The organism is Streptomyces sp. NPDC107521, assembly GCF_055598485.1.
In genome coordinates this window covers 99,127-116,237 of record NZ_JBVKAT010000013.1, presented here as the reverse complement: position 1 = coordinate 116,237, position 17,111 = coordinate 99,127, and the positions used below count along the sequence as shown (strand labels likewise).

The window sequence follows — 17,111 nt, the reverse complement described above, 5'->3', positions numbered from 1 at the left end:
CCGCCACCACCCCCGCCGCGCGCGGCCCACGAGAAGAGAGCAGGACCGTCATGTCCCGGAACAAGCGGACCGTCGAGACCTACCTGGACGGATTTCGCCGGAACGACCACGAGCAGATCCTCTCCTGTCTGACCGACGACATCGAGTGGACCGTCTTCGGCGGCTTCCGCCTGACCGGCAAGAAGGCCTACGACGCGGCCATCGAGGGGCCCGGCTTCGTACCGCCCCCGCGTCTGGAGGTGGTGCGCATGGTCGAGGAGGACGACGTGGTCATGGCGGAGATCACCGGGGAGGTGGAGCGGGACACCGGTGAGGTGATGCGCATGTCCATGGCCGAGGTCTTCCGGATGCGCGACGGCAGGATCTGCGAGCGGCGCGCCTGGGTGATCGAACTCAAGGAGAACGACTACCGCTGACCGCCCGTTTGCCGGTGTCCGTCGGCCGGGGCGCGGTGCCGTGCCCGCGTGGGGGCGGGCACGGCACCGCGCGGCGCGCGCCCGTCCGCACGCGTCGGCGGGTCAGCCGGTGCCGGTGCTCCCGCGTTCGTGGACGACGACGCCGTCCAGGACGGTGAGGTCGATGGGGAGCGCGGGTATGTCGTGCGGGTCGGTGGCGCGCAGGTCACCGCCGAGTACGCACAGGTCGGCCACCTTGCCCGGCTCGATGCTGCCCTTCCACTCCTCGGCGAAGTCCTGCCGCGCGGCGTTGACGGTGTAGGCGCGCAGCGCCGTCTCCAGGGTGACGCGCTGCTCGGGGCCGCTGACCCGTCCCGTCGCCTTGGACTCGCGCAGCAGCATCGCGGCCACGCCGCGCCGCCAGTTGGGCTCGGTGATCGGGGCGTCCGAGCCGACGCAGACCGGGATGCCGGCCTCGGCCGCGGACCGCACCGGCCACTGGTAGTCCGAGCGGGCGCTGCCGACGATGTCGTCCATCAGATCCGCGATGGTCCACTTGATGGCCGGGTTCATGTTGACGCCGTACCCGTGCGCGGCCAGCTTCGCGAGGCTCTCGGCCGAGGCGAAGTCGCCGTGGATGATGTAGTGCCGGGCGTCCGGCCGGGGGTGGGCGGACTGGGCGGCGGCGAAGGCGTCGACGACCGTGTCGATGCCCCGGTCGCCGGTGACGTGGACGCCCAGTTGGTGGCCGGCGGCGTGGGCGACCCGGATCATCTCGGTCAGCTCCGCCTCCTTGAGCCCGGCGTCCGCGCCGTGCACGCAGAGCGCGCCGTGGCCGCCGCCCTCGTACGGCTCGTGCATCCAGGCGGTCTCGTTGGGCGGGACCCCGTCGGCGAACATCTTGACGCCGATCACGGCCAGCCGCCGGGGGTCCACGTCGTCGGGCAGGCCGAGCCCTCTGAGCCCCTCGGTCACCTCGGCCGCCGAGCCGCCCATCGGCGCGGGCAGCAGCAGTACCCGGACGCGGCAGCCCAGTTCGTCGGCGCGGGCCAGTTCGACGTAGGCGTTCAGGGTGGCGGTGTCGAGGCCGCCGCCGAGGATCTCGGCGCCGCCGGGGCCGAGGCCGGGCTCCGTGTAGCTGGTGATGCCCTCGGCGTGCAGCGCGGCCACGGCGCTGCGGATGGCCTCCTTGCGCTGCTCCACGGTCGCGGGCGGGACCAGGCCGGTCACCAGGGCCTGCGCGGTCTCCTTGAGGATGCCGGTGGGCTCGCCGTCCGCGTCGACGTCGATGACGCCGCCCGCCGGGGGCTCGGTGGAGCGGGTGATCCCGGCGAGTTCGAGGGCCCGGGAGTTGACCCAGACCATGTGGCCGGAGAAGTCGGTGAGGCAGACGGGGTGGTCGGGGGCGACGGCGTCCAGGTCGGCGCGGTGCGGGCGGCGCGACGGCTCGGCCAGGCACTCGGCCAGGTAGCCGACGTCCCAGCCCAGCCCGGTGATCCACTCACCGGGCGGCGCGGCGGCCGCCGTCGCGCGGACCGCCTCGGCGGTGTCGGCGATGGACTCCACCGCCGGGTGGCCCAGGGCCAGGGCGAACGGAGGGCTGGTCAGCGCCCAGGCGGCGGCGTGCAGATGGGAGTCGTTGATGCCGGGCAGCACGGTGCGTCCGGCCAGGTCGACGGTCCGGGTGCCGGGGCCGGCGAGGGCCCGGATCTCGGCGTCGGTGCCGACGGCGAGGACACGGCCGTCCCGGACGGCGACCGCCCGTGCGACGGAGAACGCGTCGTCGATGGTCAGTACGTCGCCGCCGGTCAGGATGAGGTCCGCGGTCTGAGGCATCGGTGACCTTTCTGCCTGGTGAAGGGATGTCGGGGTGGGGAGGGGCGCCCGGCCCGGAGCGGGCCGCCCGGGGGCGCGGTGCCGGGCCCGGGTACGGGTACGGGGCCGGGTCCGCACGGGGTGCCGGCGGGCCCGGCGACGGCGGGAGCGGACGGGACGGGGGCCGGTCCCGATGGCCGGGGGCGGTGGGTGGACCGTGCCGGAACGGCCCGTCCGTGCACAGGGACGGGGCGGCCGGTCGGCCGGGCCGGTTCGCGCGGGGTGGCGCGCGCCGGTGGTCCGGTCGCGTGCCGGGCCCGGCCGGGTCAGAGGCCGAGCACGCGGCGGAGCCAGGAGCGGCGTGCGGCGAGGGCGGCCCGGGTGATCTCGTGGTCCGGGGCGAACACGTCGAAGCCGTGGAACGCCCCCTGCCAGATGTGCAGTTCGGCCCGGCCCCCGGCCGCCCAGATGCGGGAGGCGTAGGCCACGTCCTCGTCGCGGAAGAGTTCGGCGCTGCCCGCCTCGACGAAGGCGGGCGGCAGACCGGACAGGTCAGCGGCGCGGGAGGGGGCGGCGTAGGGCGACACCCCGGCCGCCGGGTCGCCCGCCCGTTCGCCCAGCAGCGCCCGCCAGGCGAGGACGTTCATCTCCCGCTGCCAGGTGCCGCTGCCGTCGTACTGGTGGCTGGAGACGGTGGTGTTGGTGTCGTCCAGCATCGGGCACAGCAGCAACTGCCCCGCCGGCACCGGTCCCCGGCGGTCGCGCGCCAGGAGACAGACCCCGGCGGAGAGCCCGCCCCCGGCGCTGCCGCCCATGACGACCAGCCGGCCGGGGTCGACGCCGAGTTCCGCCGCGTGTCCGGCCATCCAGCGGAACCCGGCGTAGCAGTCCTCCACCGGTGCCGGGTCCGGGTGCTCGGGGGCGAGGCGGTACTCCACGTTGACGGCGACGACCCCGAGGTCCTCGACGAGGTCCGCCAGGCGCGGGGTGTCCTGGTGGCGGTGGCCGCTGATCATGCCGCCGCCGTGGATGTTGAACAGCCCCGGGACCGGCCCGGCGGCGCCGCGCGGCCGCAGCACGGTGACGTCGAGCGGTGGCGCCCCCTCGGGACCGGGGACGGTCCGCTCCTCGGCGTCGATGGCGCGGTCGCCGATGACCTCGGCGACCGTCGGCAGCGGGATGGCCGAGGCCGAGTCGCGGACCGCGGCGACGCCGTCGGGGGAGGGGGCGGGCCCCTCGGCGCGGGGCATCGCGTCGAGGACGGCGCCGAGCGCGGGATCGAAGGGGACGGGGGTGACGCGCATGGTGCTCCCTCGGGGCGGGTCGGACGGGTGGCGGCGGCCGGTGGTCAGCGCGGTGCGGCGAAGGTCAGGGCCCGCGCGGGATTGTCGACCATGATGGTGCGCAGGGCCTCCTCGGCCACGCCGAGCCGTCCGAGCGCGGGCAGGAAGTGGCGCGGGATGTAGTCGTACCCGTGGCCGCCGTACTTCTTGAGCTGGATCTTCTGGCAGACGTCGTGGCCCAGGAGGATCTGCTCCGTGTGGCCCCGCTCGACCAGTTCGGCGATGCCCCGGGCGGTCTTGTGGTCGCTAGTGAGGAACAGGTGTCCCCAGGGGCTTCCGGGGGAGGCGAGGAAGTCGAACTCCACGAAGACGCCCCGCTCCAGCACACGCCGGCCGAGCGCCGGGTCGGCGAGGATCTCCCCGGCGTGGCCCAGCACGACGCTGGAGGGGGCGACGCCCTCCTCCGCGAGGATGTCGAGGACCCTGAGCTTGTCCTCGCCGACGCCGCCGACGTGGAAGGTGACGGGCGCGCCCGTCACCCTGCTGGCCCGTCCGCTCGCCCGGACGCTCTTGAGTTCGCCGTCGGTCAGCGGCGCGGTCTCCGCGCCGACCTCCCCGATGATGCCGGAGCGCACCCCGGTGCCGTCGGCGCCGAGCACGATGTCGCGCACGATGGTGTCGGCCAGTTCGTCGACGCCGCGCCGGGAGAAGTCCTCCGGGTGGAAGGTCGGCGTGTACCAGCCGCCGCCCATCACGACGGTGAGCCCGGAGGCCAGCGAGAGCCGCCGCAGCGCCTCCGGGTCCCGGCCCAGGCCGATGGGGGAGACCTCGACCAGGGTGCCGCCGCCGCTGTGGGCGAAGGCGAGCACCTCCGTGAGCATCTCGTCGAAGTCGCCCATCACGTCGTTGTCGGCGTTGGGACGGCCCTGCCGGGTGCGGGCCAGGTTGGCGGAGGTGAGCGGCTCGGCGGCCGCCGGGGAGTCCTCGCCGGGCCGGTGGAACCGGGGCGGGCGGCGCAGGTCGACGAAGACGTGCTCGTGCATGAGCGTCGGGCCGAGCGTCGCCGGGTCGACGGGGCCGGTGACGCTCAGGACCCGCCCGGAGAGGTCGGGGATCTCGAAGGGGTGGCGGCTCACGCGTCGGTCCTTTGCTCGGCGATGGTCAGCAGCCGTCCCGGGTTGCGCACCGTGACGGTCTCGACGAGGGCGTCGTCCGCCCCGAGCATCCGCAGGTAGGGGACGAACTGTTCGAGGAGGAAGCCGTAGCCGCCCCCGCCGTGGGCGAGCAGCCCCGCCTTGGAGGCGATGCCCTGGGACAGCAGGACCCGTCCGGCGTGACCCCGCCGGGCGAGCTCCAGTACGGCGGCGGCCACGTCCTGGTCGTCGCTGGCACTGGCCGCCGAGGGCAGTCGGCCCAGCCGGTCGAACTGCACGAACACCCCGCGCTCCAGCAGGGGTTCGAGGTCGTCGGGGCGGGGGGAGAGCGCGTCGCAGCCGCCGACGGCCACGCGGCCGAGGTCCGCGCCCTCCTCGGCCAGCAGGTCGAGCACGCGCCGCTGGGCGCCGGGGTCGGCGGAGCGGCGGAGCGAGACGGCGGCGCCGGTGTCGGCCGAGGCGCGGGCCGCGGCGACGAGGACGGCGCGCTCGGCGGGCTCCCGGGGGTCGAGGGCGCCGAGCCGTCCGATCACACCGGCGCGGACGCCGTCCACGCCCTCGGTGAGTTCGCGGACGAACTCCTCGGTGAGCTCCTCCGCGGACTCCCCGGCGGGGACACCGCCCCACGCGGGGTGATGACGGCCGGTTCCCATGACGACGGTGACGCCCGCGGCCTCGGAGATCCGGCGCAACCCGTCGGGATCGCGACCCAGTTGGGCGGTGGTGAGGTCCACCAGCGTGCCGCCGCCGGCCCGCCGGAACGCGGCGGCCTCCTCGGTGGCGACCCGCTCGTCCCGGAGCAGCCAGTTGTCCCGGTTGGGGGCGCCCAGGGCGATGTCTCCGAGCAGGCCCGTCGTCAACGGCGCCCGGTAGAAGGCGATCCGGGTCGCGGTGGCCGGGCGGGTGCGGCCCGAGGCCGCCCAGGACTCGGCGGTGTCCCCGGGCGGGGCGGAGTCGCTCAGCAGGTGTTCATGGGGGAGCACCGCGCCCAGCGTGTCCGGCGCGACCTCGCCGGTGACGGTGACGACGGTCCCCCCGGGCAGCGGCACGGGGGCCGGCGCACCGGCCGTCCCCGCCGTCGAGTCGGTAGTGGACATGCGGTCACGCTAACAGATGAGATACCTGATCGTATACGATCAGGCGGGCCGGATTTCACCGCTCACCTGCTCACCACTCACCGCGTCGGGCCCGCGGCATCCGGCGGAGCCTTCCCCGGCGCCGTGCCGTCTCGTTCCGGACGGGTTCGACGTCCGTGCGGTGCCGCGGCCCGTGCGGTGCCTCGGTCCACGCGGGAAGCGGGGGGGGGCGGGGGCGGGCCGGCACGTTCGCCCGCCGGGTCGGTGCGGGGCCCGCCGGGTCGGCGCGGGACGCGTCGGACCCCGCCCGCGAAGGGGACCGTCCCCGGGGGGAGTTCCCCCAGCGGACGGTGCCGGCGGGGCGGGGAGCACGCGGGCGCGTCCGGTGCGGCCCACCGGGACCCGCGCGGCCCGAAGCCCCTCCGTCGCTCCGGGCCGCGCGGCCGGTCCCGCGGACCGCCGGGCCGTTGCGGGGCCGCTTCCGGCCCCGCCGGATCCGCCCGCCCCGTCCGCCCCGCAGGGCTACTCGCCGGACTGCGACCGGTGCAGCGCCTCCGCCGTCGCGATCTTGTGCGCGCAGGCCACCTGCTCGATCTCCCGGGCGCTCGCCCGCTCCCCGATCAGCTCCAGCAGCCGTTCGTGCTCCTCGACGGACCGGCGGGCCCGCCCGGGGACATGGCTGAAGGTGGAGCGGCGCATGTGGTCCAGCCGGGCCCACTCCGCCTCCAGCAGCGAGACCAGGTGGTCGTCCGGGCAGTGCTCGTAGAGCGAGAAGTGGAACTCCCGGTTGAGCGCGGTGAAGGAGGCGGGGTCGAAGTCCTCCAGCGCCGTGGTCATCCGGGCGTTGATCCGCCGGGAGCGCTGGATGTGCCGCGCCGTCATGTGCGGGGCGGAGATCGCCGTCGCGTACCCCTCCAGGCGGGCCAGCACGTGCAGCGAGTGCTCCACCTGGGCGGCGTCGAAGACGGCCACCCGGGCGCCGATGTTGCGGACGACCTCGACGAGCCCGTCGGACTGGAGCCTGCGCAGCGCCTCGCGCAGCGGGATGGTGCTGACCCCGGTCTCGCGCGCCAACTGGCTGAGGACCAGCCGGTAGCCGGGACCGTAGGTCCCGTCGAGGATGCGCGAACGCAGCAGCTCGTAGCTGACCTCGGCCTTCGAGCCCGTGGACCGGGCCTGCTTCTCCGTGGCACTCATAGGTGTTCCCCTACCCCGGGCCGGGCGGACGCGGCGCGGCCACCCGGCCCATGCACTCGTACGCTCACCGCGCAAGGACCTCAAGGACTGTACGGCGGAACTCCTCACCGGCGAGAACCTGGAGGTGGTCGCCGGGCACCGTGATCAGCTCGGCCCCGTCGACGAGCCCGGCGACCCGCTCGATGCCCCGGGTCATCATGTCCTGTTCCCCGACGACGAGGACCGGCGGCGTGGCACCGGTCCAGGAGCGCGGGGCGAACGGCGTGCCGCGCAGCCCCTCGACGCAGAGCGCGAAGCCCGCGGCGCGCTCCCCGTGCGCGCCCACCATGCCGGCTATGGCCCCGGTGAAGGGGTCGGCGGGCGGCGTCCCGTCGGCCACCGCACGGTGCAGCGCCGCCACGTCCACCGCCTCGAAGGGCTCCGCGGGGCTCAGTCCGCCCAGCACCGCCCGCCGGACCCGGCCGGGGGCCGCCGCGGGCAGTTCCCAGGCGAGCCGGGCGCCCAGCGAGTAGCCGACGACGTCGAACTCGCCGGCCCCGACCTCGTCCAGCACCGTGACCAGATCGCGGGCCTGGGCGTCGGCACCGGCCTCGGCGGCCCCGGCCGGCGCCGGGCTCCGCCCGTGGCCCCGAAGGTCGGGCACCAGCACCGTGCGCCCGGCGTCGGCCAGCGCCCCGGCGACGCCGGTGTCCACCCAGTCCCGCCCCCCGTCGGAGCCGAAGCCGTGCACGAGCAGGACGGGCGGCTTCCCGGAGGGGGAGCCGGGGGCGAACGTACGGACGGTCAGACCGGTGCGACTCTGCATCTCTCGCGCCTCTCGCATCGAGTTTCGTATACGATTTGCCATCCTAGCGGTCCGGTGCACTCGCTGCCATGAAACCGGACGAAGGGCCTTCCCTTCTGGATCGTGGCTGATATCGTATACGATTACTGGACGGGTGGTCCGGTACCGGAGACGGCCCGTGAGCGGGCGGACCGGTCACCGCGAGGACCGCCGCCGTCCGCCGCCCCGCGTCCCCGTCCCACCGGCCCGGCCCGGTGCCAACCGCTCCTCGGCACGCGCCCGCCGCCGCCCACGCCCCGGGAGAACTCCCATGCCGCATCCGCTGGGAACCCAGCCCTCGAAGATCATCGCCGTCCACCTCAACTACGCCTGCCGGGCGAAGGAGCGCGGACGCGTACCCGACCAGCCCTCCTACTTCCTCAAGCCCCCCTCCTCCCTCGCCGGGACCGGCGACGACCTGGTCCGCCCGCGCGGCTGCGAACTCATGTCCTTCGAGGGCGAGATAGCGCTCGTCATCGGCCGCCGCGCCCACCGCGTCGCCCCCGGACAGGGCTGGGGCCACGTCGCCTGGGTCACCGCCGCCGACGACGCGGGCGCCTACGACCTGCGCCACGCGGACCGCGGCTCCAACCTCCGCTCCAAGGGCGCCGACGGCTTCACCCCCCTCGGCCCCCGGCTCCTGGACGCCCGCGCCCTCGACCCCGCCGCCCTCCGGCTGCGCACCCGGGTCAACGGCGAGACCGTCCAGGACGCCGACACCTCCACCCTCCTCTTCCCCTTCGGCGACCTGGTCGCGGACCTCTCCCGGCTCGTCACCCTCGAACCCGGCGACGTCATCCTCACCGGCACCCCCACCGGCGCCTCCGTCGTCACCCCCGGCGACACCGTCGAGGTCGAGGTCACCACCGCCGACGGCCGGTCCACCGGGGTGCTGCGCAACACCGTCGCCGAGGCCGGGCACGACCTCGCCGCCTGGGGCGCCATGCCCCGCGTCGACGACGCCCTGCGCGCCGACGCCCTGGGCGCCGCCCACACCGCGGAGCCCGCCCTCGACCCCGGCCTCGCCCGGGCCCTGCGCGAGGTGGCCACCGCCACCCTCAGCTCCCAGATGCGCAAGCGCGGGCTGCTGCACATGACCATCGACGGCGTGCGCCCCACCGACCCCGCCGCCAAGATGGTCGGCACCGCCCACACCCTGCGCTACCTCCCGCTCCGCGAGGACCTCTTCGCCCGGTACGGCAACGGCATGAACGCCCAGAAGCGCGCCGTCGAGGAACTCCGCCCCGGCCAGGTGCTCGTGATGGACGCCCGCCGCGACCCGACCGCCGGCACCATCGGCGACATCCTCGCCCTGCGCGCCAAGGTCCGGGGGGCCGCGGGCGTCGTCACCGACGGAGCCCTGCGCGACAGCGCCGCCGTCACCGGGCTCGGCCTGCCCACCTACTACGCCGCCGAGCACCCCGCCGTCCTCGGCCGCCGCCACGTCCCCTGGGACACCGGCGTGCCCGTCGCCTGCGGCGGCGCCCTCGTCCAGCCCGGCGACATCCTCGTCGGCGACGCCGACGGTGTCGTCGTCGTGCCCCCGGACCTGGCCCGCGAACTCGCCACCGAGAGCGCCGAACAGGAGCTCCAGGAGCGCTTCATCGCCGAACGCGTCGCGGACGGGGAGCCGGTCCAGGGCCTCTACCCGCTCGGCCCCTCCTGGCGGCCCGCCTACGAGCAGTGGCGCGACAGCCAGTCCTGACCCACCCCGTCCCCGCCCCTCCACCCACGGAGCACCCCATGAAGTTCCGCAGCGACCCCGCCACCATCCGCGGCTCCATCGCCCCCGTCGTCACCCCCTTCACCGCCGAGGGCGCCGTCGACCACGACAGCCTGCGCGGACTCATCCGCTGGCAGCTCGAATCCGGCTCGCACGGCATCTCCCTCGGCGGCTCCACCGGCGAGCCGTCCGCCCAGACCACCGCCGAGCGCATCGCCGCCATGCGGACCGTCGCCGACGAGATCGGGGACCGCGTCCCCTTCCTGCCCGGCACCGGCTCCCACAAGCTCGACGAGACCCTGGAGATCACCGCCGCCGCCCGCGACCTCGGCGCCGACGCGGCCCTCGTCATCACCCCGTACTACGCCCGGCCCACCCAGGAAGCGCTCTACCAGTGGTACGCCACGGTGGCCCGCGAGTTCCCCGACCTGCCGCTCGTCGCCTACAACGTGCCCTCCCGCACCGCCGTCGACATCGCGCCGGAGACCGTGCGGCGCCTGTTCACCGACTTCGACAACTTCGTCGGCGTCAAGGAGACCACCAAGGACTTCGAGCACTTCTCCCGCGTCCTGCACGCCTGCGGCCGCGAACTGCTCGTCTGGTCCGGCATCGAGCTGCTGTGCCTGCCACTGCTCGCCCTCGGCGGCGCGGGCTTCGTCTCCGCCGTGGCCAACCTGGCCCCCACCGCCGTGGCCCGCATGTACGAGCTGTGGGAGGCCGGCGACTTCGACGCCGCCCGGGACCTGCACTACCGGCTCCACCCCCTCGTCGACCTGCTGTTCGTCGAGACCAACCCCGCCCCCGCCAAGTGGGTCCTGGAACAGCAGGGCCTGATCGCCTCCGGCCACGTCCGCCCGCCGCTCACCCCGCCCACCGAGGACGGCCTCACCCGCATCCGCGCCCTGCTCGCCGAGGGCGGCGACCTCACCCAGCAGATCTGACCCACCGAACGGAAGAGACATCCCCATGTCCACCACACCGACCGCGGGCCGCCCCGACGGCCTGCCGGAGCAGATCCGCCACTGGATCGGCGGCGAACTGCTCGACAGCGCCGACGGCCGCACCTTCCCCGTCAGCGACCCCGTCTCCAACGCCCCCTACACCCGGGCCGCCGCCGGCGGCACCGCCGACGTCGACCGCGCCGTCGCCGCGGCCACCGCCGCCTTCCCCGCCTGGTCGAAGCTCGGCAACCGCGAGCGCGCCCGCGTCCTGTACCGCATCGCCGACGCCGTCGAGGCTCGCGAGGAGCGCCTGGCCGCCCTGGAGACCTTCGACTCCGGCCTCCCCATCACCCAGGCCCGCGGCCAGGCCCGCCGCGCCGCCGAGAACTTCCGCTACTTCGGCGACGTCATCGTCGCCCTCGGCGAGGAGGCGTTCCGCGCCGGGGACCAGCAGATCAACTACGTCGTCCGCACCCCCGTCGGCGTCGCCGGACTGATCACGCCCTGGAACACCCCGTTCATGCTGGAGAGCTGGAAGCTGGCCCCCGCGCTGGCTTCCGGTTGCACCCTCGTCCTCAAGCCCGCCGAGTGGACCCCGCTCTCCGCCAGCCTGTGGCCCGAGATCCTCGACGAGGCCGGTGTCCCCTCCGGCGTCGTCAACATCGTCCACGGCATCGGCGAGGAGGCCGGCCAGGCCCTCGTCGACCACCCCGGCGTGCCGCTGATCTCCTTCACCGGCTCCACGGACACCGGCCGCCACATCGTCCGCAGCTCCGCCGCCCACCTGAAGACCACCTCCATGGAGCTGGGCGGCAAGTCCCCGGTCGTCCTCTTCGCCGACGCCGACCTGGACGCCGCGCTGGACTCCGTCCTCTTCGGGGTCTTCTCCCTCAACGGCGAGCGCTGCACCGCCGGCTCCCGCGTCCTGGTGGAACGCCCCGTCTACGAGGAGTTCACCCGCCGCCTGGCCGAGCGCGCCGAGCGCGTCAAGGTCGGCCCGCCCTCCGACCCGGCCACCGAGGTCGGCGCCCTCGTCCACGCCGAGCACTACGCCCGCGTGCTGGACTACGTGGAGATCGGCCGCCGGGAGGCCAGGCTGGTCGCGGGCGGCGAGCGCCCCGCCCACCTGTCCGGGGGCAACTACCTCCAGCCCACCGTCTTCGCCGACGTCCCCCGCGACGCCCGGATCTTCCAGGAGGAGATCTTCGGTCCCGTCGTCGCCGTCGCCCCCTTCGACGACGAGGCCGAGGCCGTGGAACTGGCCAACGCCACCGAGTTCGGACTCGCCGCCTACGTGTGGACGTCCGATCTCAAGCGCGGCCACCGGATCGCCCACGCCGTCGAGTCCGGCATGGTGTGGATCAACTCCCACAACGTCCGTGACCTGCGGACTCCCTTCGGCGGCGTGAAGTCCTCCGGCCTCGGCCGCGAGGGCGGAGCGCATAGTATCGACTTCTACACCGAGTCGAAGATCGTCCACGTGATGCTCGGCGAGGCCCACACCCCCCGCTTCGGCGCGTCCTGACCGTCCAGGAGTCGCACTCATGACCACCCCTCCCGACGTCGTCCGCTCCGCCTACGCCCAGCTGGTCGTCACCGACCTGGACCGGGCCCGCTGGTTCTGGGTCGACATGCTCGGCTTCCACGTCCAGTACGAGGACGCGTCCCTGCTCTGCCTGCGCGGGACGGACGAACTCACCCACCACTCGCTGGTGCTCCGCCAGGGCGGCACCGCCGCCCTGGACCACCTCTCCTACCGGGTCCGCACCCCCGAGGACGTGGACCGCGCCGAGGAGTACTTCGCCGCGCTCGGGCTGCCCGTCCGCCGCGTCCCCCGGGGCGCCGGGACGCCCGGCGTCGGGGACGCCGTCCGGGTCGTCGACCCGCTGGGCTTCCCCGTCGAGTTCTTCCACGAGATCGACCGCGCCGAGCGCCTCATCCAGCGCTACGACCTGCGCCGCGGCGCCGAGATCGCCCGCCTCGACCACTTCAACATCTGCACCCCCGACATACCCGCGGCCTACGCCCACTACAAGGCGCTCGGCTTCGGCTGCTCGGAGACCATCGAGGGCGACGAGCACGAGCTGTACGCGGCCTGGATGTACCGCAAACAGACCGTCCACGACGTCGCCTTCACCGGCGGCGCCGGCCCCCGGTTGCACCACGTGGGCGTGGCCACCCACGAGTCCCACCAGGTGCTGCGCACCGCCGACCTGTTCGGCGCCCGGCGCATGGAGCACCACATCGAGCGCGGCCCCGGCCGGCACGGCGTCTCCAACGCCTTCTACCTCTATCTGCGCGACCCGGACGGCCACCGCGTGGAGATCTACACCTCCGACTACTACACCGGCGACCCCGACCACGAGACCTACCGGTGGAACGTCCACGACGACCGTCGCCGGGACTTCTGGGGCAACGCCGTGATCGAGTCCTGGTACAAGGAGGCCTCCCCGGTCCTCGACCTCGACGGTCGCCCCCAGCCCGTCGCGGAGTCGGCACTGGACGAGTCCGCGGTGCAGGTCGGCGCAGACGGCCTCGGCATCGTCGACCCGTCCAGGCCCGAGGACTGATCCCCCGCCCGGGGCACGGCCACCCCGCCGCCCCGGGCCCGGAGGGCCGGACGCACCACGCGTCCGGCCCTTCGCCGTGCCCGGGGGCGCGGGGCGAGGGACGCGGACGCGCGCGCGTGAGCGGCGGTGCGGGCGATGCTCGGGTGCGCGGTGGAGCGGGTGCGCGGACGACCGGGTGTCCGGGGGGTCCGGGCGGGCGTCGGGGGCCCGGTGGGCGGGTGTCCCTCTGCGGGTTGTGAGCGCTTGCGGGGGACGGGACGGGACGGGCCGCGGCGGGGCCCGCCGTCCGTCCCTCCCTGCCGTGTGTGCGCCGTGCCCACGACGTCCCCGGGGGCCGCGGACGGGCGTGCGCGCGGCGTACGGGCGCCAGTGCGTGCCGGGCCCGGGGGAGTGGTGCGTCGCGCCCATACGGCCGCCGTCCACCGGCCCGGTGCCGTCGTGGCCGCCGGCGCCCGTTGCCCGTCCCCCCGGCGGTGTGCGGGTGCGGCGTGCGGTGGCGATGCGTGCCGTGCGGTGGCGATGCGCGGTGTCCAGCCGGCCCGGACCGCGCCGGCCGCGCAGGGAAAAGCCGCTGCCGCCGGGGGTGGACCGGCGGCAGCGGGGTCGGGAAGCGCGGGGCGGGGGCGTGGGGGAGCGGGGGTCAGCCTCCGGTGGTGCGCGGGTCGGCGGGAGTGCCGGGACGGGCGTCCGCCACGAGGACCGTGTCCCCGGCGTGGCGCAGCCTCGGGCGGACCGCGCCCCACACCAGGACGCAGGCGGCGGCGCAGGCGACGGCCATCGTCACCGCCATGGTCACCTCCACCGAGCCGCCCAGCGCGGCCAGCGGCGCCACGACGGGGCCGACGGCGAAGCTCGACATGCCGAGCAGGGCGGCCGCCGTACCGGCCCGCTCCCCGTGCCCCGACAGGGCGAGGGTGGAGCTGTTCGGGCTGATCACGCCGTAGCAGAACAGCACCAGGGCCAGGACCACGAGCAGCGGCACCAGCCCGAACCCGCCGAGGACCGTGCCCAGCAGGGCCAGCGCGGCGACCGCGGTCGCCGTCGTGCCCACCACGTACATCCGAGCCGGACCGGCCCGCCGCACGAGCGCCCGGTTGAACAGCGAACCCGCCATCGCGACGACCGCGTTCACCGCGAAGACGACGCCGAACGCCTGGGGGGTGAGCCGGAAGCCGTCCTGGAGCACGAAGCTGATGGACGCCAGGTAGGTGAAGAACGCCGTGCCCGTGCACGCCCCGACCAGCAGGTAGCAGACGAACAGCCGGTCGCGCAGCACCGTGCCGAAGCGCCGCCCGGTGTCCGCGAGCCCGCCCCGGTGGCGCTGCCCGGCCGGCAGGGTCTCGGGCAGCAGTGTCCCCGCGACGACCACCAGGACCGCGCCGACCCCGGCGAGGACCACGAACAGGCCCCGCCAGTCCAGCACGGCGGCGAGCTGTCCGCCCGCGACCGGCGCCAGGACCGGGGCCAGCGCCCCCACCAGCCCGAGCAGGCTCAGCAGCCGGGCCAGTTCGATGCCGGAGGCGATGTCCCGGGCCGCGGCGAGCGCCACCACGACGCCCGCCGACCCGCTGACCCCCTGCAGGAACCGCAGCACCAGCAGGATCTCGATGTTCGGCGCGAACGCGCACAGCAGCGAGAACACCGTGAACAGCGCGACGCCCCACACCAGGGGCCGCCGCCGGCCCAGCCGGTCGCTCAGCGGGCCCGCCACGAGCTGCCCGAAGGCCAGCCCGAGCATGCACACCGACATCGACGCCTGGGCGAGGCTGTCACTGGTGTGCAGGTCCTTGGCGAGCTGCGGCAGCAGCGGCATGGAAAGGTCCATCGACAGCGGTCCGAAGACCTCCATCGAGCCCAGGACGAACGCGGCGCGGCGCGCGCTCATGACGCGCGCGCCGCGCGCCGTGGCCGTGGTCACCCGGACCGGCCGGCGGTGCCGAGGACGCGCCGCATCCACGACTCCCGGGCGGCCACCGCGCTCCGGGACACCTCGGTGTCCGGGGAGAAGCCGGTGAAGCCGTGGTAGCCGCCCGCCCAGACGTGCAGTTCGGCGGCGCCGCCCGCCTCCCAGACGCGGGTGGCGTAGTCGACGGCCTCGTCGCGGAACACCTCGGCCGCGCCGACCGAGACGTACGCGGGCGGCAGCCCGGACAGGTCCCCGGCGCGCGCGGGGGCCGCGTAGGGGGACACGTCGGCGGTTCCCCGGCGGGAGCCGAGCAGCGCCGTCCAGGCGGTGTCGTTGTTGCTGCGGTCCCAGATGCCGATGCCGTCGTACTGGCGGCTGGAGACCGTGTCGTTGCGGTCGTCGAGCATCGGGCAGTCGAGGATCTGGCCGGCGAGCGCGGGCCCGCCCCGGTCGCGGGCCATCAGGGCGACGGCCGCGCTCAGGCCCCCGCCCGCGCTCGCCCCGCCGACCACGATGCGGGCGGGGTCGACGCCGAGCGCGGCCGCGTGCTCGGCGAACCAGACCAGCCCCGCGTAGCAGTCCTCCGCGGCGGCGGGCGCCGGGTGCTCGGGGGCGAGCCGGTACTCGACGGTCACGGCGACCGCGCCGTACGCCAGCACGTCCTCGACCAGCCCGGCGACGCCGAACAGCCGGTTCCCGAGGACCATGCCGCCGCCGTGGATGCCGTAGAGGCCGGGCGCGTCGCGGACGCCGCCCCGGGGGCTGAGCACCGTCAGCTCCACGTCCGGCGCGCCCGCGGGGCCGGGCACGGTGCGGTGCGCGTACTCCACCGGCCGGTCGCCGATGACCTCCTCGACGGGGGGCACCAGGGTGGCGAAGTGCGCGCGGTTGGCCAGGATGGTGTCGGCCCGCAGCGGTATCCCCTCGATGAGGTCGCGGCACGCCGCCAGCCCCGGTTCGAGCTGCGGGTCGTAGGGGACGGGGATCATCGGCTGCTCCTGGGAGAGGGCGGGACGGGGACGGCGGGCACGGTCAGGGGCCCTCGGGGTCCACGACGCCGCGGTCCACCCAGAACGGCTCGACCAGGGCGCGCAGCTCCTCGGCCCCGACCCGCCGCACCAGGTCCAGGGCGCCGATGTTCTGCCGCACCTGTTCCAGCCGGGTGGCGCCGACGAGCGTCGTGGCGTTGGCGGGGTGGGTGAGCGTGAAGGCGACGGCCACCTGGGCGGGCGTGGCGCCGAGTTCCTCCGCGAGCGCGGTGATGCCCGGGACGGTCGCCACGATCGCCTCGCGGATCGAGCCGGGGTCGCGGCCGATCTCCCGGTCGGGCGAGGTGCGGCCGGCCAGGATGCCGCCCTCCAGCACGTCCGAGGCCTGCATGCTGAACCCGGAGTCGAACAGCTCGGCGAACGGCGCGCCGTCCGGGATCGAGCGCCGCGCGAGGCTGTACTTCAGCTGCGCGATCTGCGGTCCGTCGACGCCCCGCTCGGCGGCGATGCGGCGCAGGGCGTGGATGTTCGACGCCGACCAGTTGTTGACGCCCCAGGCCCGGATCAGCCCGGCCCGGGTGAGCGCCGACAGGTCGTCGACCAGGTCCTCCAGCCGTACGTCGTCGCGGCGCAGGTCGCCCAGGATCACCAGGTCGGCGTGGTCGAGACCGGTGCGCAGGAAGGCGTTCTTGAGCTGCGGGCCGAAGCCGTCCTCGCCGAAGGCCTCGATCCAGAGCTTCACCGAGGCGAGGTAGGTGTCACGGGGTGCTCCGGTGGCGCGCATGATCGAGCCCCACAGCACGTCGGTGAAGACCGGGGGCATGCCGGGCATGGCGTAGACGCCGACGTCGAAGAGGTTGACGCCCTCGTCCATGGCGTGGCGGACCATGGTGACGGCGTCCGCGAAGTCCATCCGGTCGAAGGTGTGCCACGAGCCGAGGGAGAGCGCGGACGCCTCCAGCTCGCTGGTGCCGATGCGGTGGCGGGGCAGCGGTGCGGTGGTCATGGGTGGGGCCTTTCGTCGGTGGCTCGGCCGGGCGTCCGCCCGGCCGCGGGGCGGGCGGGACGGCGGGCCGTCGAGTCGGTGGGGCGGTGCGCCGCGTGGTCGGTGTGCCGCGCGGGGCCGTGCTGAGCGGTGCCCTGCTGTGCCCTGCCGGGCCGGGCCGGGCCGGGTCGTGCCGTGCGGCGGGGCGTGGGCCGGGCGCGCGCGCCGGGCACCCGCGGTCGCGCGGGACCCCG

The 17,111-nt window shown here is 75.1% G+C and carries 14 protein-coding genes; 5 read left to right on the top strand and 9 right to left on the bottom strand.

What is annotated here, in order from left to right:
• Positions 1-50 precede the first annotated feature (50 nt).
• On the top strand, positions 51-416 hold the full coding sequence (locus ACZ7LB_RS20350; RefSeq protein ID WP_471469948.1) for a nuclear transport factor 2 family protein: 366 nt from the start codon (positions 51-53) through the stop codon (positions 414-416).
• A gap of 102 nt (positions 417-518) precedes the next feature.
• Here ACZ7LB_RS20350 and ACZ7LB_RS20345 read toward each other — a convergent pair whose 3' ends face one another.
• From ACZ7LB_RS20345 to ACZ7LB_RS20320, 6 genes are all read right to left on the bottom strand, one after another.
• Positions 519-2,231, bottom strand: a complete 1,713-nt coding sequence (locus ACZ7LB_RS20345; RefSeq protein ID WP_471469946.1) for an amidohydrolase — start codon at positions 2,229-2,231, stop codon at positions 519-521.
• A 305-nt stretch (positions 2,232-2,536) separates the two neighbouring features.
• Positions 2,537-3,514 carry an alpha/beta hydrolase gene (locus tag ACZ7LB_RS20340; RefSeq protein ID WP_471469944.1) on the bottom strand — a complete coding sequence of 326 codons (978 nt, stop codon included), beginning with the start codon at positions 3,512-3,514 and terminating at the stop codon, positions 2,537-2,539.
• 44 nt (positions 3,515-3,558) lie between these two features.
• Positions 3,559-4,629, bottom strand: coding sequence for a phosphotriesterase family protein (locus ACZ7LB_RS20335; protein WP_471469942.1), 1,071 nt, complete (start codon positions 4,627-4,629; stop codon positions 3,559-3,561).
• Complete coding sequence (locus ACZ7LB_RS20330; RefSeq protein WP_471469940.1) at positions 4,626-5,744, bottom strand: phosphotriesterase family protein; 1,119 nt, start codon at positions 5,742-5,744, stop codon at positions 4,626-4,628. The genes ACZ7LB_RS20335 and ACZ7LB_RS20330 overlap by 4 nt, the downstream gene beginning before the upstream one ends.
• A 501-nt stretch (positions 5,745-6,245) precedes the next feature.
• Positions 6,246-6,920: a GntR family transcriptional regulator gene (locus ACZ7LB_RS20325; RefSeq protein WP_471469938.1), complete on the bottom strand. Its 675-nt coding sequence runs from the start codon at positions 6,918-6,920 to the stop codon at positions 6,246-6,248.
• A gap of 64 nt (positions 6,921-6,984) precedes the next feature.
• Positions 6,985-7,725 (bottom strand): alpha/beta fold hydrolase, encoded by a 741-nt coding sequence (locus tag ACZ7LB_RS20320; protein ID WP_471469936.1) that lies wholly within the window; start codon positions 7,723-7,725, stop codon positions 6,985-6,987.
• Between the two features lie 289 nt (positions 7,726-8,014).
• Here ACZ7LB_RS20320 and ACZ7LB_RS20315 point away from each other — a divergent pair, with 289 nt between their 5' ends.
• From ACZ7LB_RS20315 to hpaD, 4 genes are read left to right on the top strand one after another with little or no spacing between them, the layout of a single operon-like run.
• Positions 8,015-9,448: a fumarylacetoacetate hydrolase family protein gene (locus ACZ7LB_RS20315; protein ID WP_471469934.1), complete on the top strand. Its 1,434-nt coding sequence runs from the start codon at positions 8,015-8,017 to the stop codon at positions 9,446-9,448.
• Positions 9,449-9,486: 38 nt separating this feature from the next.
• The gene (gene dapA / locus ACZ7LB_RS20310) at positions 9,487-10,407 is read left to right on the top strand and encodes a 4-hydroxy-tetrahydrodipicolinate synthase (RefSeq protein WP_161230038.1); all 921 of its coding nucleotides are present in this window, start codon (positions 9,487-9,489) and stop codon (positions 10,405-10,407) included.
• A gap of 25 nt (positions 10,408-10,432) precedes the next feature.
• Positions 10,433-11,932, top strand: coding sequence for a 5-carboxymethyl-2-hydroxymuconate semialdehyde dehydrogenase (gene hpaE, locus ACZ7LB_RS20305; RefSeq protein ID WP_471469932.1), 1,500 nt, complete (start codon positions 10,433-10,435; stop codon positions 11,930-11,932).
• Between the two features lie 19 nt (positions 11,933-11,951).
• Positions 11,952-12,977: a 3,4-dihydroxyphenylacetate 2,3-dioxygenase gene (gene hpaD, locus ACZ7LB_RS20300; protein WP_471469930.1), complete on the top strand. Its 1,026-nt coding sequence runs from the start codon at positions 11,952-11,954 to the stop codon at positions 12,975-12,977.
• 640 nt (positions 12,978-13,617) lie between these two features.
• Here the strand turns inward: hpaD and ACZ7LB_RS20295 are convergent.
• The 3 genes from ACZ7LB_RS20295 to ACZ7LB_RS20285 are packed head-to-tail and all read right to left on the bottom strand — an operon-like array spanning position 13,618 to position 16,878.
• Positions 13,618-14,862: a multidrug effflux MFS transporter gene (locus ACZ7LB_RS20295; protein WP_471469928.1), complete on the bottom strand. Its 1,245-nt coding sequence runs from the start codon at positions 14,860-14,862 to the stop codon at positions 13,618-13,620.
• 29 nt (positions 14,863-14,891) lie between these two features.
• Entirely contained in the window at positions 14,892-15,872 is a 981-nt protein-coding gene (locus tag ACZ7LB_RS20290; protein ID WP_471469926.1) for an alpha/beta hydrolase, read from the bottom strand.
• A 43-nt stretch (positions 15,873-15,915) separates the two neighbouring features.
• A complete protein-coding gene (locus tag ACZ7LB_RS20285) occupies positions 15,916-16,878 on the bottom strand; it encodes an aldo/keto reductase (RefSeq protein WP_471469924.1) in 963 nt (320 codons plus the stop codon).
• Positions 16,879-17,111 lie beyond the last annotated feature (233 nt).

Bases quoted from the DNA above. Each gene is read 5' to 3' on its own strand.
- ACZ7LB_RS20350 (WP_471469948.1), top strand. From the start codon at position 51: ATGTCCCGGAACAAGCGGACCGTCGAGACCTACCTGGACGGATTTCGC.
- ACZ7LB_RS20345 (WP_471469946.1), bottom strand. From the start codon at position 2,231: ATGCCTCAGACCGCGGACCTCATCCTGACCGGCGGCGACGTACTGACC.
- ACZ7LB_RS20340 (WP_471469944.1), bottom strand. From the start codon at position 3,514: ATGCGCGTCACCCCCGTCCCCTTCGATCCCGCGCTCGGCGCCGTCCTC.
- ACZ7LB_RS20330 (WP_471469940.1), bottom strand. From the start codon at position 5,744: ATGTCCACTACCGACTCGACGGCGGGGACGGCCGGTGCGCCGGCCCCC.
- ACZ7LB_RS20325 (WP_471469938.1), bottom strand. From the start codon at position 6,920: ATGAGTGCCACGGAGAAGCAGGCCCGGTCCACGGGCTCGAAGGCCGAG.
- ACZ7LB_RS20320 (WP_471469936.1), bottom strand. From the start codon at position 7,725: ATGCAGAGTCGCACCGGTCTGACCGTCCGTACGTTCGCCCCCGGCTCC.
- ACZ7LB_RS20315 (WP_471469934.1), top strand. From the start codon at position 8,015: ATGCCGCATCCGCTGGGAACCCAGCCCTCGAAGATCATCGCCGTCCAC.
- dapA (WP_161230038.1), top strand. From the start codon at position 9,487: ATGAAGTTCCGCAGCGACCCCGCCACCATCCGCGGCTCCATCGCCCCC.
- hpaE (WP_471469932.1), top strand. From the start codon at position 10,433: ATGTCCACCACACCGACCGCGGGCCGCCCCGACGGCCTGCCGGAGCAG.
- hpaD (WP_471469930.1), top strand. From the start codon at position 11,952: ATGACCACCCCTCCCGACGTCGTCCGCTCCGCCTACGCCCAGCTGGTC.
- ACZ7LB_RS20295 (WP_471469928.1), bottom strand. From the start codon at position 14,862: ATGAGCGCGCGCCGCGCCGCGTTCGTCCTGGGCTCGATGGAGGTCTTC.
- ACZ7LB_RS20290 (WP_471469926.1), bottom strand. From the start codon at position 15,872: ATGATCCCCGTCCCCTACGACCCGCAGCTCGAACCGGGGCTGGCGGCG.
- ACZ7LB_RS20285 (WP_471469924.1), bottom strand. From the start codon at position 16,878: ATGACCACCGCACCGCTGCCCCGCCACCGCATCGGCACCAGCGAGCTG.